The following is a 13,633-nucleotide window of genomic DNA, read 5'->3' as shown; positions in this document are numbered from 1 at the left end:
CACTTTGATGGAACTTCTGATGACACAAACCATTTTCGTCTTGAACGGACCTAACCTCAATGCTCTAGGCAAGCGCGAGCCGGGTATCTACGGCGGCAAGACGCTGAAGGACATAGAGGCGGATTGCCGCTCTGCGGGCGAAACCCTCGGTTTTGAGATCGATTTTCGTCAGAGCAATCATGAGGGCATGCTGGTCGACTGGCTGCATGAAGCCGATGATCGCGCCGTCGGTGTGGCAATGAATGCCGGCGCCTACACGCATACCTCGGTTGCCCTACATGACGCCATCAGGGCTATTTCGATACCGGTCGTGGAGGTGCATATCTCCAATATCCATGCCCGGGAAGAATTCCGTCACAAGTCGATGATCGCGCCGGCAACCAAGGGCATGATCTGCGGCTTCGGGCCGTACAGTTATATTCTGGCGCTGCACGCGCTGAAGTCCATCACGCAATAACAAGAATTACATAGGGTTCCACTCCATGGCTGAAAAGAAGAACGGTATCGACCAGGCACTGATCCGCGATCTCGCAAATATTCTCAACGACACGGATCTAACCGAGATCGAAGTCGAGCAGGACGATCTGCGCATTCGCGTTTCGCGTGCCGGCACACCGCAGTATATCCAGGCGCCGATGGCGGCCCCGGCCTATGCGGCTGCGCCCGCACCGGCGGCAGTTGCAGCTCCGGCTGCGCCTGCGGCAGCGACACGCAACCCTGCGAACCTCGTGAACGCACCGATGGTTGGCACGGCCTATATGGCACCGGCTCCGGGCGCCAGCGCCTTCATCCAGGTCGGCGCCGCGGTCAAGGAAGGCCAGACGCTGCTGATCATCGAAGCCATGAAGACGATGAACCAGATTCCTTCGCCGAAATCAGGCACCGTCACGGAAATCCTTGTCGAGGACGGACATCCCGTCGAGTACGGCCAGCCCCTCGTCGTCATCGAATAAGGGATCGCCATGATTTCGAAGATCCTCATAGCAAACCGCGGCGAGATCGCGCTTCGCGTTCTGCGCGCCTGCAAGGAGCTCGGCATTCCGACCGTCGCGGTTCATTCGACCGCGGACGCCGATGCCATGCATGTGCGCCTTGCCGACGAAAGCGTCTGCATCGGCCCGCCGCCCTCGCGCGACAGCTATCTCAATATTCACCAGATCGTTGCAGCCTGCGAGATAACCGGCGCTGATGCCGTGCATCCCGGTTACGGCTTTCTGTCCGAAAACGCCAAGTTCGCCGATATCCTCGAGGCGCACGGCATCACCTTCATCGGGCCGACCGCCGACCATATCCGCATCATGGGCGACAAGATCACGGCGAAGGAAACGGCCAAGTCGCTTGGCATTCCTGTTGTTCCGGGCTCTGCCGGCGAAGTGAAGCCCGAGAATGCGCTGCAGATCGCTCGCGAGATCGGCTTCCCCGTCCTTATCAAGGCCACCGCCGGTGGTGGCGGCCGCGGCATGAAGGTCGCGAAGAGCGAGGAAGATCTTCTAGAAGCGGTTTCGACCGCACGTTCGGAAGCTCTGGCCGCCTTCGGCAACGACGCCGTCTACATGGAAAAGTACCTCGGCCAGCCGCGTCATATCGAAGTCCAGGTCTTCGGTGACGGTGAAGGCAACGCCATCCATCTCGGCGAACGCGACTGCTCGCTGCAGCGCCGTCATCAGAAGGTCTGGGAAGAGGCAAACTCCCCGGCGCTCAATGTCGAGCAGCGCATGAAGATCGGCCAGGTTTGCGCCGATGCCATGAAGAAGCTCAAGTATCGTGGGGCCGGCACGATCGAATTCCTCTACGAGAACGGCGAGTTCTATTTCATCGAAATGAACACCCGCCTGCAGGTGGAACATCCGGTCACCGAAGCCATCACCGGCATCGACCTCGTGCATGAGCAGATCCGCGTTGCTTCCGGCGGCGGTCTTTCGGTCACGCAGGATGAGGTGCATTTCCATGGCCACGCCATCGAATGCCGCATCAATGCCGAGGATGCCCGCACCTTCGTGCCCTCACCCGGCACGATCACGCATTTCCATGCACCGGGCGGCCTTGGCGTTCGCATCGATTCTGGCGCCTATCAGGGCTACAAGATCCCGCCTTATTACGACAGCCTCATCGGCAAGCTGATCGTGCATGGACGCACCCGTGTCGAATGCATGATGCGCCTGCGCCGTGCCCTCGACGAATTCGTCGTCGATGGCATCAAGACGACGCTGCCGCTGTTCCAGGATTTGGTTTCCAACCAGGATATCGCCAATGGCGATTACGATATCCACTGGCTGGAAAACTACCTGGCGAAAAGCCCCAATTGAGGGCGAACTGAATGGTCGGGCCGCGCACAAGGTCACCGGGGATCACGCCGGAAATCCTGTTGCGCGCCTATTCCATCGGGCTCTTCCCGATGGCTGAATCGGCGGACGATCCGGAAATATTCTGGGTCGAGCCGGAACTACGCGGTGTCCTGCCGCTCGACGCTTTCCATGTTTCCAAGAGTCTCGCCAAGACGGTCAGGCAAAGGCCCTTCGACATCCGTTTTGACTACGATTTCGACGCCACTATTGCGGCCTGCGCGGAGCATACGACAGGTCGTCCCAGCACCTGGATCAACAAGACCATCAGAACGCTCTATTCGGCGCTTCACCGCATGGGGCATGCCCATTCGGTCGAGGCGTGGGATGGAGATGAACTGGTGGGCGGTTTATATGGCGTGTCGCTCGGCTCCGCCTTCTTCGGCGAAAGCATGTTTTCGCGCAGGACCGATTCGTCGAAGATCTGCCTCCTGCATCTGGTGGAGCGGCTGCGAGAGAAAGGCTTCACCCTGCTCGATACCCAGTTCACCACCGAGCATCTGAAAACCTTCGGCGCAATCGACATCTCGAAGGATGACTACGCCAAGATGCTGGCGAAGGCGATGGAATCGCCGAATTTGGAGTTTTGAGTTCCGCCTAGCGGATCAGGCCTATCCAACCTCCTTTATATCCGATCTGGAGCATCGCCCGCTGGTTATGCAGGGGATTCACTCACCCCTGCGTTGATTTTCGAACTGATTTGTTTAGGCATCGAAAATGCAACGGGGGATAGAATCTTGAGACAATATCTTATAGCCGCGATCTTCTTCGCTCTTTTGGCGGGACAAGCCGCCGCGCGCCCCTATCAAGAAATATTCCCCGATAGAAAAGATTTCTCCGACAGCGAGAAAGCATTGCTGCAAAAGCTCGATTTTCAGCAGGGTGCCGTCAAGCTTTCCGAAGCAAGGGCGATGCTCAACGTGCCCTCCGATTTCTACTATCTGAGCCCCGCCGATACAAAGACCGTGCTCGTCGATATCTGGGGCAACCCTCCAGATTCGGCCGAAGGAACGATGGGAATGATCTTCCCGGCAAAATATGCGCCGACGGATGGCGAAGCCTGGGGCTCGATTGTGGAATATAACGCTGACGGTTATGTGTCTGATGCCGATGCCGCCAGCACGGATTACGACGAACTCCTTCAGAACATCAAGGATTCCATCAAGGAAAACAACGTCGAGCGCGAGAAGAACGGCTTCAAGAAGATCACCCTCGTCGGCTGGGCCTCGCCGCCCCATTACGACCAGTCGGCCCATGCCTTGCATTGGGCCCGGGATCTGATCTTCGGCGATGACTCGAAGGCGGAGCACACTCTCAACTATTCCGTTCGCGTGCTTGGACGCGAGGGCGTCATGCAATTCGACTTCGTTGCAGGGCTCGATCAGTTGAAGGAGATCGAAAGCGCGATCCCCACCGTCACGAAGCTCGTGCAGTTCGATCAAGGGATGACCTATGGCGATTATGCCAAAGGCGACAAGATTGCCGCCTATGGCATGGCGGGCATGATCGCTGCGGGCGCCGGTGCCAAGATTGCCGCCAAGATCGGGCTACTCGCGATTGCCGTGGCCTTCTTCAAGAAGGCGGCAATCCTGGTCCTGGTCGTGGCCGGCGGCGTGGCCCGCTTTGCAAAGGGTCTGTTCAGAAGGAACAAAACACCGGGCGCCTAGGCCAAGGTTCGACAATAGCGCCGACAAACAATCGGTGGGCTCGTCGATGAACGCCAAACCCTTCAGTTCGCCGCTCTTCAGTTCGTCTTGGGGTTCGGATTATCCGGCGGCGGAATGTCGGACTTCTGCTTGCACTCTTTCAGCCAGACGTCATAGATCGGATGCTCGACCGCATTGAGGCCCGGGCTGTCGGCAAACATCCAGCCGGTGAAGATGCGGCGGATACGGCGATCGAGCGTGATCTCATCGACCTCGACGAAACCGTCGATCTTTTGCTGCTCGGTATCGTCGCGGGAGTAACAAGCTTTCGGCGTCACCTGCAGTGCGCCGAACTGCACCGTCTCGTTCATATAGACATCGAAAGTGGTGATGCGACCAGTGATCTTGTCGAGACCGGAAAAGACGGCGACCGGATTGGAGATACGCGCAGCTTCCGCGGGCGATGTCACGATCGCGCCTACGCCAGCAACAAGCATCATCGCAGCCATTGCACGCAAAGAACTGCTCCGCGTGAAAAACGTCATATGCGCCAGTCTCCAGCGTGGTGTCGATCGCAGCCACGGACGCGGTGTCACGAAGCCTCTTGCGTGGCTAAATGCCAATTGTGGCCAAAGGACGGGCCGAAGCCCCTTAGTTGCCCGGCGTCCAGGCGTCGTAGTCGCCCGTTACCCGCGGACGCTCGCCGCCAGCGGAAATGGAGCCGGGCGGACGGTAGGCCTGCGGCGAACCCGTCGGGTTTGCGCGGTGCGGCTTCTGCCATTCCTTGGGCACGTAGTTTTCCTGCGTCGGCGGAACATTGGTGCGGTGATGCATCCAACCGTGCCAGCCCGGCGGAATGGCGGAAGCCTCAGCATAGCCCTTGTAGACGACCCAGCGCTTCGGCAGGCCATAGGAGGACATGCCTGCTTCGTAATAGACGTTCCCGAGCTCGTCTTCGCCGACGCGCTTGCCAAAGCGCCAGAGTGCGAAACTCGTGCCCATGGTTGAGTTGTTCCACCAGGTGAAGGTCTGAAGCAGAAGTTTCTTCATGTCTTTTCCTTGAGCTCGGCCAGGACGGCGAGCGGGACCAGAATTCGATCCCTCGCTTATGCCGCCTGCCGGATCGATTGTCCAGTGATTCCCAGCCACATGACCGTCATTTCAGAGCCATCTTGAACCCGAGATGAGAGGGCTTGAAACCTAGTCTTTCATAGAAGCGGTGGGCATCTTTCCGTGCGGCATTCGAGGTCAGTTGCACCAGCCGCATTCCGCGACGCCGCGCATCCTCGATGCAGAAGGTGATCATCCTCGCGCCGATCCCCTGTCCCCGTAAATCGGACCGCGTCTGCACGGCTTCGACGATCATCGACGATCCGCCCTGGCCGTTCAGCGATGTAGTGATCATGGTCTGAAAGGTGCCGACGGCCGTGCCATCAAGTTCTGCAACATAGAGCGTCTGATCGGACGAGGCCGCGATGATGTCGAATGCGCGCTTATAAGCGCCGAATGCAGCCGGGTCCGTCGTATCGCCATGTCCGCCGACCGTGTCGGCGGCAAAGAGTGCGATCAGGGCCGGCAGATCGGACTCGCGCGCTTCGCGAATAGTCAATTCAGTTCCGTTCATGCCCTGCCTGCCGGTCAATGTCCCAATGGCTTCTCAAACACCAGCGCGGGAATGCCGGACTGGTTCTGTCCCGCATTCTCGTTGCGGCCGACTTCCGTGAAGCCATGGGCCTTGTAGAAGGCGATGGCGTCGGCGTTTTCCGGCTCGACATCGAGGCGCATGATTTCGGCATCGGGAAAGCAGGTTTCGAGCTCCGCGAAGAGATCGCGTCCGATCCCCTGCCGCTGCAGCGACGGCTTCACGTAGAGCATGTGCAGCAGCACCGTCTTCGCCATGTCCTTGGACATGGTCGCATAGCCCATGCCGCCGATGTCCTTGCCGTTATCGGCGACGACGAATTCCGAATCCTTCTTTTCCAGGCGCGCCTTCAGCTTGTCCGGCGACAGAAGTAGGGCGATCAGCTCGTCGACCTTCGCAGAACCGTAGAAAGGGTCGTAGGTCGCATGCCAGCTCTCGACCAGCAGCACGCGGACCTTTGCAAGATCCTGCTCGCCGGCGGTACGGACGAAATACATCGTCGAAATCCTTTCGATTTATCCAAATCCGGGCGGAAAACGCCCGGACTCTTCCTGGACTTGCGTCAGTCCTCGATACCGAGCTTGGCCTTCACAAGCGCCTGTACGGCCTGCGGATTGGCCTTGCCGCCCGTCGCCTTCATCACCTGGCCGACGAACCAGCCGGCGAGCGTCGGCTTTGCCAGCACCTTTGCGACCTGATCCGGATTGGCGGCGATGATCTCGTCGACAGCCTTCTCGATGGCGCCGGTATCGGTCACCTGCTTCATGCCGCGCGTCTCGACGATTTCGGCGGGATCGCCGCCTTCGTCGAGCACGATTTCGAAGAGGTCCTTGGCGATCTTGCCCGAGATCGTCTCGGCCTTGATGAGGTCGATGATCGCGCCGAGCTGGGCAGGAGAAACCGGAGTCTCTTCAATGCTTTTGCCGGTTTTGTTCAAGGCGCCCAAGAGGTCGTTGATGACCCAGTTCGCAGCCATCTTGCCATCGCGGCCCTCGGCCACGGTCTCGAAATAGTCGGCAATCGCCTTTTCGGACACCAGCACCGACGCATCGTAGATCGACAGGCCAAGGTCGCGAACGAAGCGCTCCTTCTTGTCGTCGGGCAGCTCCGGCAGGTACTTGGCCAGTTCCTGGACGAAGGCGTCGTCGAATTCCAGCGGCAGCAGGTCCGGGTCCGGGAAGTAGCGGTAGTCATGCGCATCTTCCTTGGAGCGCATGGACCGCGTCTCACCCTTGTTCGGGTCAAAGAGGCGGGTTTCCTGGTCGATGGTGCCGCCATCCTCCAAAATACCGATCTGGCGGCGGGCTTCGTACTCGATCGCCTGGCCGATGAAACGGATGGAGTTGACGTTCTTGATTTCGCAGCGCGTGCCGAATTCGGCGCCCGGACGGCGAACGGACACGTTGACGTCGGCGCGCATGGAGCCTTCGTCCATGTTGCCGTCGCAGGTGCCGAGATAGCGCACGATCGAGCGCAGCTTGGTCATATAGGCCTTGGCTTCATCCGAGGAGCGCATGTCCGGCTTCGAGACGATTTCCATCAGCGCCACGCCAGAGCGGTTCAGGTCCACATAGGACATGGTCGCATGCTGGTCGTGCATCGACTTGCCGGCATCCTGCTCCAGATGCAGGCGCTCGATGCCGATCTCGATATCCTCGAACTGGCCCTGGCGGTCGGGACCGAGCGAAATGACGATCTTGCCCTCGCCGACGATCGGATCCTTGTATTGCGAGATCTGATAGCCCTGCGGCAGATCGGGATAGAAATAGTTCTTGCGATCGAAGACCGAGCGATGGTTGATCTGCGCCTTCAGGCCGAGGCCGGTGCGCACGGCCTGCTTGACGCATTCCTCGTTGATAACGGGCAGCATGCCGGGCATGGCGGCATCGACGAGCGACACGTTCGAATTGGCCGGCTTGCCAAATTCCGTCGAAGCGCCGGAGAACAGCTTCGAATTGGAGAGCACCTGGGCATGGACTTCCATGCCGACAATGACTTCCCAATCGCCGGTGGCGCCGGGAATGAAGCGTTTCGGATCGGGCGTGCGGACGTCGACAAGGGTCATGGGATGCTCGTGCAAGTGCTTTTCTGGAGGTTCCGAGGTAGAGCAAATGAAGGCCCTGCGCAAGGCTTTCGGCCTCTCCTTCGCGGCAAATGGGGCACAACCGGATCGCTGCGAGTGCCGGAAAATGACGGCGCGATCTTGCAGGGATCGCGGCGAGCGCAAGATCATTCTTCAGGAACATCAACGGAGGCGCAAAGCATGACGGGGCATTCCGATTCACATGATCTCGATCGTTTCGTGACGGCTCAGTCGGGCGTTTACGACCAGGCGCTGGCGGAACTGTCCGCCGGGCGGAAGCGAACACACTGGATGTGGTTTGTTTTCCCCCAATTTGCAGGTCTTGGACATTCGACCATGTCCCAACGATATGCGATCGAATCGATAGCCGAGGCGAAAGCCTATCTGGCGCACCCCGTTCTCGGCGCCCGCCTGCGCCAATGCGTAGAGGCGATGCTCAGCGTCAAGGCAAAGTCGGCGCACGACATTCTCGGCTATCCCGACGATTTGAAATTCCGATCCTCGATGACATTGTTTTCGTCCGTTGCCGGCCACGGCTCGCCCTTCGCACAGGCGATTGATCGCTTCTTCGAGGGGGAGCAGGACAGAAAAACGTTGGAACTCGTTGGAAACGCCAAAGGTTGAACGGTCAGCCTAGAAGCCGATACCGTAGGTTCCGTCGTCATCAGTGACCAATGTTTTGCTTAATCCGATTGTCGGTATGTCACGGTCGAGCCTTGGCGAATAGATGACGGAAAGCCAATGAACCTCATAGCCGTGCGCCTTGAAAAAGCTGACAGCTTCGGCGTTGCCCGCATGGCTCTGGAGCGCCGCTTTTTCCAGGCCCTGCCCAACGATATCCTTCTCAATCTGAGAGAGCAGCGCCGAGCCGAGGCCCTGGCGGGTATAGCTGGGATCGATCCAGAAGTCGGTGATGTTTTCGTCGAGTTCCTCGCGAGCTGCCCAGCCGGCGAGCGCCCCGTTCTGCTCGATAACCGTGATCGTCAGCCAGGAACGTTCGGCAAACTGGGTGAAGGCAGTCCTGGCGCTTTCCAGATGCGCATCCGTCCCCCCGATCGGCGCCATGGCCCTCTGCCAGGCGCGAAGGCCGATATTGGTCAGTATCCCCGCCTCACCCGCATGCGCATTCCGGATATGGATCATTAGGCCCCCTTGATATCAAGGGTAGTAAAACACTGAAATATCCACTTTTCCAGTATGATGCAGCAAATCACGGTTCGCCGCGCTGAGCACTCACGGGCCACAGCTGATTTTGCTATGCGGTGGTCAGCTCGGCTTTCATCACAGACCAGTCGTCGGCAATCGATCCGGATCGCTTTTTGCCGGCGCGGCGATACCAGTAATCGGCATTCCCATCGTCGCCTTCGATGCGATGACAAAGCGCGTGACCCCAATCGAACGGCCGTTCGCCCTCATGCGCCTGGCAGATGGTATGAACCGTTTCCCAGTCCGGCCCCATCGTGAAACCGCCGGCCTCGAGGCGATCGAATGCCTCGATCATCTGTGCAAGATCCGATTTCGACATGCGTCTTCCTCCTGACCGCTCCACGTCTCGCAAAATGTCTGCGTACTAAACAATTTCGCCGGCCTTTTTGGGGCCGGCGAGTTCTATTCCTACTGTCGCAACGCTGGTTACCACCACTTGGCAGGCGTAAACCTGCCGGCGGCCTGTTCGATGACATGCGCGGTCTTAAACAGCGTTTCCTCGTCAAACGGCTTGCCGATCAGCTGCAGGCCTAGCGGAAGACCCTTGTGATCGAGGCCCGCGGGCACTGCGATGCCGGGCAGGCCTGCCATGTTGACCGTAACGGTGAAGATGTCGTTCAGGTACATCTTGACAGGATCGGCGGCCAAATCCTCGTCAGCAACGCCGAAAGCAGAGGACGGCGTAGCGGGCGTCAGGATCGCATCGACGCCTGCGCCGAAGCAGAGTTCGAAGTCGCGCTTGATGAGCGTACGAACCTTCTGCGCCTGGATGTAGTAGGCGTCGTAATAGCCGGCCGAGAGCACATAGGTGCCGATCATGATGCGGCGCTTGACTTCCTTGCCGAAGCCGGCGGCACGCGTCTTCTCGTACATGTCGACAATGTCCTTGCCGTCGACGCGCAGGCCGTAGCGGACGCCGTCATAGCGGGCAAGGTTCGACGAAGCTTCGGCGGGAGCGACGATGTAATAGGCCGGCAGGGCATATTTCGTGTGCGGCAGAGTGATATCGACGATCTCGGCGCCGGCATCCTTCAGCCACGCGATGCCCTGTTGCCAGAGCTTCTCGATGTCCTCGGGCATGCCGTCGACGCGGTATTCCTTCGGAATGCCGATCTTCATGCCCTTCAGGGACTGGCCGACGGCTGCTTCGTAATCCGGAACCGGCAGGTCGACGGAGGTCGTATCCTTGGCATCGACCGACGCCATCGACTTCAGCAGGATCGCGGCATCGCGAACGTCGCGGGCGATCGGGCCGGCCTGGTCGAGCGAGGATGCGAAGGCGACCGTGCCCCAACGCGAGCAACGGCCATAGGTCGGCTTGATACCGACCGTGCCGGTGAAAGCTGCCGGCTGGCGGATCGAGCCGCCGGTGTCGGTCGCGGTGGCACCAGCGCAGAGATGCGCGGCAACGGCAGCGGCAGAACCACCCGACGAGCCGCCGGGGACGAGCTGCTGGTTGGAGCCTGCCGCGCGCCAGGGGTTGATGACCGCGCCGTAATGCGAGGTTTCGTTGGAGGAGCCCATGGCGAACTCGTCCATGTTGAGCTTGCCGAGCATGACGGCGCCGTCGTCCCAGAGGTTCTGGGTCACTGTCGATTCGTAGCGCGGCTCGAAACCGTCAAGAATATGGCTGCAGGCCTGGGTATGGACGCCTTCCGTCGCGAAAAGGTCCTTGATGCCGAGCGGAATGCCTTCCAGCGCACCGGCCTTGCCGGCGGCGATGCGGGCATCCGAGGCCTTGGCCATCTCGCGGGCCTTGTCGGCGGTCACCTTGATATAGGCATTGAGCGCGCCATTGGCCGCGTCGATTGCCGAAACATAGGCTTCGGTCAGCTCGGTTGCGGTGATTTCCTTGGCCGTCAGCTTCTTGCGGGCTTCGGCAATGGTCAGGCTGGTCAGTTCGCTCATGTGGCTTCGCTTCACGTCTCAATAGGGACTGCGGGTAATGGCTGGGAAGAACGCCTGTTGCGTTCGATCCGGGTCGGTTATTCGACGACCTTGGGCACGAGGAAGAAGTTCCGGTCGCTAACGGGCGCATTGGCGACGATATCGTCGGCCTTGCTGCCATCGGTCACTTCATCGGTGCGCTTCTTCATGGCCATGGGCGTAACCGACGTCATCGGCTCGACGCCGGATACATCGACTTCCGACAATTGCTCGACGAAGCCGAGGATGCCGTTCAGCTCGCCCACCATGCGCTCAGCTTCATCTTCGCTGACGGCAATACGGGCAAGATGCGCAACGCGCTTCACGATGGCAAGATCGACGGACATGGCATTCTCCGGATAGGATTTTTCCTACCCGCTATAAAGGCCATGCCGGCTGCGTGCAACTGGCAAGGCCCGGACAGATCGGCAAATCGGCCCGGAAACCGCCATCATGTAAGGAAGAACCATTCCGCAACCATGTCGCGATTTTTCCAGCCTAGCTGGATTTACGGTTTCTTTTTGTCAAAACTATACCCTATCCTCCACTCGCAATAATTGAGGCAGCCTCTGCATATCCGGGGAAATACAGATGGAATTCAAAATTTCTAAGGTTCGGCATCCCAAAGAGAAGTTCTACGGTACGTTGATGCTGATCATCGGCAGCGTCGGGTGGGTGATAGCTGCCACCGTCATCGTCTTTACAGCAATGAATAACCCTGCGGACCTCCTGGTGACGGTCCTCTATATCGTCGTCCTGTGGTTTGTGGGCTATGTAACTCGCGCATTGCTACGCGCCCATATGCTCGGCCACTATGTCATGGTCGGCCCGCAACAGTTTCCCCATATCCATCAAATGGTCGTCGAAGGCGCCAGGCTGGTCGGGCTGAAGGAAGCGCCTCAGACGTTCGTCTACAATTCCAGCGGCGTGATGAACGCCATGGCGCTGAAACTCATTGGGCGCACTCGGTATGTCTGGTTGACGTCACAACTCATCGATGCCGACAACGACGAACAGCTGAAATTTGTGATCGGCCATGAACTCGGCCATCACGCCGCCGGTCATCTCGACAGGCTTAGCATCCTCCTGCATATGCCGGCTCATATAATACCTTTTCTGGGAAAAGCCTATTCGCGTGGTCGCGAGTTGACCTGCGATCGGGTCGGTTTTCTCGTTTCCCGTAACTTGCAGGCTTCCCGCACGGCGTTACAAATGCTTGCCTCCGGCAGCGCGAGGTTGAATAGTCAGATGAATCCCGCGGCATTCGAGGCGCAGGAGCGTATGATGCCGCCAATCGCCGGCTTCATCCTCCATATCGTTTCTCCATATCCTCGTCTCAGTCGCCGAGTTGAGGCGCTGGGCAAATGGGCGCCGAGCCTCGGAAACTCGTCTGCACCGCAGATTCGCGATCCGGGCATGCGGATCGAACCGCAACTGGCCTGACATGGCAGGCCTTCAATTCCAAAGAGATATGCCGGACATCCGGCATATCTCGTCTTGATATCCTAGAAGCTGAGAACTTCGCCGACCTTGGACGCCTTCACTTCGGTCTTCGAGCCTTCCATGCCTGAGATGAATTTCTCGGCCGTGGCGTCGATGATCGGGAACGTGCCGTAGTGGCAGGGGATCGCCGTCTTGAAGTTGAAATAGCGCTGGCAGGCGAGTGCCGCGACAGCACCGCCCATGGTGAAGCGGTCGCCGATCGGCACGATGCCGATATCCGGCTGGTGCAGTTCGTTGATCAGCGCCATGTCCGAGAAAATGTCGGTGTCGCCCATGTGGTAGACCGACTGCTCGTCTTCAAAATGCAGGACGAGGCCGTTCGGGTTGCCGAGATAGTGCGAAATACCATCCTCGGTCACCTGGCCGGAGGAATGCAGCGCGTTGGTGAAGGTGGCGGTGAAGCTGCCGAGCGACACGGTGCCGCCGGTGTTGCCCATCTCGATTTTTTCCACACCTTTCGTGGCTAGCCAGGAGCCAAGGTCGGCATTGGCAAGCACGGTCGCGCCGGTATCCTTGGCGATCTGGGCGGTATCGCCGACATGGTCGCCATGGCCGTGGGTCAGGAGGATGTGGGTGACGCCCTTGCTGACGTCAGCGATCGACAGACCTGCATCGGCGAAAGGCTGATTGTAGGTCAGGAAGGGATCGATCAGGATGATTGCCTTTGCCGTCTCGATGCGGAAAGCGGCGTGGCCGAGCCAGGTGATCTTCATGGGTGACTCCTTGATAAATGGTCGGGGGAAATATGACGGCAGAATATAAGGCGGTGCGAATCGATGACAACGCTAGACGGACACCTCTACGCAAGGCCAGCCGCAAGACGACAGACCGGAGGTAGAGGCGAGACGGCAGCGGTTGCAAGTCACAATCCCGTGCGATAAGCGACCACGGGCCCATGCGATAAGCGACCGCAAGCCATCGAACCCGCCCGCGAGAAATATCCGCAACGGCCACCACTTTTATGACGCAAGGAAAAGCATGTCCGCCGATAATGACGATTATATCTACGACGAGGCAAGCGGCGAATGGCTGCCAGCCTCGGAAGCAGCCGCCAAAGCCGGCGAGAAGGCCGCGGTTCGAGACGCATCCGGCAATATTCTGAGCGACGGCGATGCCGTGACGCTGATCAAGGATCTCAAGGTCAAGGGCGCCGGCCAGACGCTGAAACAGGGCACCGTCATCCGTTCGATCCGCCTCACCGATAACCCCGAGGAAATCGACTGCCGCCATGATACGATCAAGGGCCTGGTGCTTCGGACGGAATTCGTCCGCAAGAAGAGCTGAC

General features: G+C 59.1%; 18 protein-coding genes. 8 read left to right on the top strand and 10 right to left on the bottom strand.

The genetic code is table 11. From position 1 onward, the window contains the following. Nucleotides 1–19: 19 nt before the first annotated feature. The 5 genes from aroQ to DTW90_RS16235 all read left to right on the top strand — a co-directional run bounded on the left by aroQ (nucleotide 20) and on the right by DTW90_RS16235 (nucleotide 4,009). The gene (gene aroQ, locus DTW90_RS16255) at nucleotides 20–457 is read left to right on the top strand and encodes a type II 3-dehydroquinate dehydratase (protein ID WP_132516729.1); all 438 of its coding nucleotides are present in this window, start codon (nucleotides 20–22) and stop codon (nucleotides 455–457) included. A 25-nt stretch (nucleotides 458–482) separates the two neighbouring features. Next, nucleotides 483–953: an acetyl-CoA carboxylase biotin carboxyl carrier protein gene (accB, locus tag DTW90_RS16250; protein WP_132516731.1), complete on the top strand. Its 471-nt coding sequence runs from the start codon at nucleotides 483–485 to the stop codon at nucleotides 951–953. Nucleotides 954–962: 9 nt separating this feature from the next. After that, nucleotides 963–2,306 carry an acetyl-CoA carboxylase biotin carboxylase subunit gene (accC, locus tag DTW90_RS16245; RefSeq protein WP_132516733.1) on the top strand — a complete coding sequence of 448 codons (1,344 nt, stop codon included), beginning with the start codon at nucleotides 963–965 and terminating at the stop codon, nucleotides 2,304–2,306. 11 nt (nucleotides 2,307–2,317) lie between these two features. Continuing rightward, nucleotides 2,318–2,932 (top strand): leucyl/phenylalanyl-tRNA--protein transferase, encoded by a 615-nt coding sequence (gene aat / locus DTW90_RS16240; protein WP_132516735.1) that lies wholly within the window; start codon nucleotides 2,318–2,320, stop codon nucleotides 2,930–2,932. Between the two features lie 147 nt (nucleotides 2,933–3,079). Beyond that, complete coding sequence (locus tag DTW90_RS16235) at nucleotides 3,080–4,009, top strand: DUF2167 domain-containing protein (RefSeq protein ID WP_149339574.1); 930 nt, start codon at nucleotides 3,080–3,082, stop codon at nucleotides 4,007–4,009. 77 nt (nucleotides 4,010–4,086) lie between these two features. Here DTW90_RS16235 and DTW90_RS16230 read toward each other — a convergent pair whose 3' ends face one another. The 5 genes from DTW90_RS16230 to gatB form a co-directional block, all read right to left on the bottom strand. Continuing rightward, the gene (locus DTW90_RS16230; protein ID WP_132516737.1) at nucleotides 4,087–4,533 is read right to left on the bottom strand and encodes a DUF2155 domain-containing protein; all 447 of its coding nucleotides are present in this window, start codon (nucleotides 4,531–4,533) and stop codon (nucleotides 4,087–4,089) included. Nucleotides 4,534–4,639: 106 nt separating this feature from the next. Next, nucleotides 4,640–5,038, bottom strand: coding sequence for an NADH:ubiquinone oxidoreductase subunit NDUFA12 (locus DTW90_RS16225; protein ID WP_132516739.1), 399 nt, complete (start codon nucleotides 5,036–5,038; stop codon nucleotides 4,640–4,642). A 106-nt stretch (nucleotides 5,039–5,144) separates the two neighbouring features. Continuing rightward, on the bottom strand, nucleotides 5,145–5,612 hold the full coding sequence (locus DTW90_RS16220) for a GNAT family N-acetyltransferase (protein WP_149339572.1): 468 nt from the start codon (nucleotides 5,610–5,612) through the stop codon (nucleotides 5,145–5,147). Nucleotides 5,613–5,626: 14 nt separating this feature from the next. Then, nucleotides 5,627–6,127: a GNAT family N-acetyltransferase gene (locus tag DTW90_RS16215; RefSeq protein ID WP_149339571.1), complete on the bottom strand. Its 501-nt coding sequence runs from the start codon at nucleotides 6,125–6,127 to the stop codon at nucleotides 5,627–5,629. A 65-nt stretch (nucleotides 6,128–6,192) separates the two neighbouring features. Next, nucleotides 6,193–7,695, bottom strand: a complete 1,503-nt coding sequence (gatB, locus tag DTW90_RS16210; protein ID WP_149339569.1) for an Asp-tRNA(Asn)/Glu-tRNA(Gln) amidotransferase subunit GatB — start codon at nucleotides 7,693–7,695, stop codon at nucleotides 6,193–6,195. A 198-nt stretch (nucleotides 7,696–7,893) separates the two neighbouring features. On the opposite strand from gatB, the gene DTW90_RS16205 reads away from it, so the two are divergent. Continuing rightward, nucleotides 7,894–8,337 carry a DUF1810 domain-containing protein gene (locus tag DTW90_RS16205; RefSeq protein ID WP_149339567.1) on the top strand — a complete coding sequence of 148 codons (444 nt, stop codon included), beginning with the start codon at nucleotides 7,894–7,896 and terminating at the stop codon, nucleotides 8,335–8,337. 9 nt (nucleotides 8,338–8,346) lie between these two features. On the opposite strand, the gene DTW90_RS16200 is transcribed toward DTW90_RS16205, so the two are convergent. The 4 genes from DTW90_RS16200 to gatC all read right to left on the bottom strand — a co-directional run bounded on the left by DTW90_RS16200 (nucleotide 8,347) and on the right by gatC (nucleotide 11,192). Beyond that, nucleotides 8,347–8,856 (bottom strand): GNAT family N-acetyltransferase, encoded by a 510-nt coding sequence (locus DTW90_RS16200; protein WP_132516749.1) that lies wholly within the window; start codon nucleotides 8,854–8,856, stop codon nucleotides 8,347–8,349. A 112-nt stretch (nucleotides 8,857–8,968) separates the two neighbouring features. Beyond that, complete coding sequence (locus tag DTW90_RS16195; RefSeq protein WP_132516751.1) at nucleotides 8,969–9,238, bottom strand: hypothetical protein; 270 nt, start codon at nucleotides 9,236–9,238, stop codon at nucleotides 8,969–8,971. Nucleotides 9,239–9,345: 107 nt separating this feature from the next. Further along, nucleotides 9,346–10,827 carry an Asp-tRNA(Asn)/Glu-tRNA(Gln) amidotransferase subunit GatA gene (gene gatA / locus DTW90_RS16190; RefSeq protein WP_149339566.1) on the bottom strand — a complete coding sequence of 494 codons (1,482 nt, stop codon included), beginning with the start codon at nucleotides 10,825–10,827 and terminating at the stop codon, nucleotides 9,346–9,348. A 77-nt stretch (nucleotides 10,828–10,904) separates the two neighbouring features. Further along, nucleotides 10,905–11,192, bottom strand: coding sequence for an Asp-tRNA(Asn)/Glu-tRNA(Gln) amidotransferase subunit GatC (gene gatC / locus DTW90_RS16185; RefSeq protein WP_132516755.1), 288 nt, complete (start codon nucleotides 11,190–11,192; stop codon nucleotides 10,905–10,907). 244 nt (nucleotides 11,193–11,436) lie between these two features. On the opposite strand from gatC, the gene DTW90_RS16180 reads away from it, so the two are divergent. After that, entirely contained in the window at nucleotides 11,437–12,288 is an 852-nt protein-coding gene (locus tag DTW90_RS16180) for a M48 family metallopeptidase (RefSeq protein ID WP_132516757.1), read from the top strand. A gap of 62 nt (nucleotides 12,289–12,350) precedes the next feature. On the opposite strand, the gene DTW90_RS16175 is transcribed toward DTW90_RS16180, so the two are convergent. Beyond that, the gene (locus DTW90_RS16175) at nucleotides 12,351–13,061 is read right to left on the bottom strand and encodes a metal-dependent hydrolase (RefSeq protein ID WP_132516759.1); all 711 of its coding nucleotides are present in this window, start codon (nucleotides 13,059–13,061) and stop codon (nucleotides 12,351–12,353) included. Nucleotides 13,062–13,326: 265 nt separating this feature from the next. Between DTW90_RS16175 and DTW90_RS16170 the strand changes: the two genes are divergently transcribed. Continuing rightward, complete coding sequence (locus tag DTW90_RS16170) at nucleotides 13,327–13,632, top strand: alkylphosphonate utilization protein (protein WP_132516761.1); 306 nt, start codon at nucleotides 13,327–13,329, stop codon at nucleotides 13,630–13,632. The last annotated feature ends 1 nt before the right edge of the window (nucleotide 13,633 follow it).

Source organism: Neorhizobium sp. P12A, assembly GCF_008365395.1.
GTDB lineage: Bacteria > Pseudomonadota > Alphaproteobacteria > Rhizobiales > Rhizobiaceae > Rhizobium.
Note: the sequence above shows the minus strand (reverse complement) of the source record. Positions and strands in the feature narration are given on the sequence as shown.

Coding starts and splice junctions, on each gene's coding strand:
- gatB (WP_149339569.1), bottom strand. CDS start 7,695: ATGACCCTTGTCGACGTCCGCACGCCCGATCCGAAACGCTTCATTCCC.
- gatA (WP_149339566.1), bottom strand. CDS start 10,827: ATGAGCGAACTGACCAGCCTGACCATTGCCGAAGCCCGCAAGAAGCTG.
- DTW90_RS16225 (WP_132516739.1), bottom strand. CDS start 5,038: ATGAAGAAACTTCTGCTTCAGACCTTCACCTGGTGGAACAACTCAACC.
- DTW90_RS16215 (WP_149339571.1), bottom strand. CDS start 6,127: ATGTATTTCGTCCGTACCGCCGGCGAGCAGGATCTTGCAAAGGTCCGC.
- DTW90_RS16200 (WP_132516749.1), bottom strand. CDS start 8,856: ATGATCCATATCCGGAATGCGCATGCGGGTGAGGCGGGGATACTGACC.
- gatC (WP_132516755.1), bottom strand. CDS start 11,192: ATGTCCGTCGATCTTGCCATCGTGAAGCGCGTTGCGCATCTTGCCCGT.
- DTW90_RS16180 (WP_132516757.1), top strand. CDS start 11,437: ATGGAATTCAAAATTTCTAAGGTTCGGCATCCCAAAGAGAAGTTCTAC.
- accC (WP_132516733.1), top strand. CDS start 963: ATGATTTCGAAGATCCTCATAGCAAACCGCGGCGAGATCGCGCTTCGC.
- DTW90_RS16220 (WP_149339572.1), bottom strand. CDS start 5,612: ATGAACGGAACTGAATTGACTATTCGCGAAGCGCGCGAGTCCGATCTG.
- DTW90_RS16205 (WP_149339567.1), top strand. CDS start 7,894: ATGACGGGGCATTCCGATTCACATGATCTCGATCGTTTCGTGACGGCT.
- accB (WP_132516731.1), top strand. CDS start 483: ATGGCTGAAAAGAAGAACGGTATCGACCAGGCACTGATCCGCGATCTC.
- aat (WP_132516735.1), top strand. CDS start 2,318: ATGGTCGGGCCGCGCACAAGGTCACCGGGGATCACGCCGGAAATCCTG.
- DTW90_RS16230 (WP_132516737.1), bottom strand. CDS start 4,533: ATGACGTTTTTCACGCGGAGCAGTTCTTTGCGTGCAATGGCTGCGATG.
- DTW90_RS16195 (WP_132516751.1), bottom strand. CDS start 9,238: ATGTCGAAATCGGATCTTGCACAGATGATCGAGGCATTCGATCGCCTC.
- aroQ (WP_132516729.1), top strand. CDS start 20: ATGACACAAACCATTTTCGTCTTGAACGGACCTAACCTCAATGCTCTA.
- DTW90_RS16170 (WP_132516761.1), top strand. CDS start 13,327: ATGTCCGCCGATAATGACGATTATATCTACGACGAGGCAAGCGGCGAA.
- DTW90_RS16175 (WP_132516759.1), bottom strand. CDS start 13,061: ATGAAGATCACCTGGCTCGGCCACGCCGCTTTCCGCATCGAGACGGCA.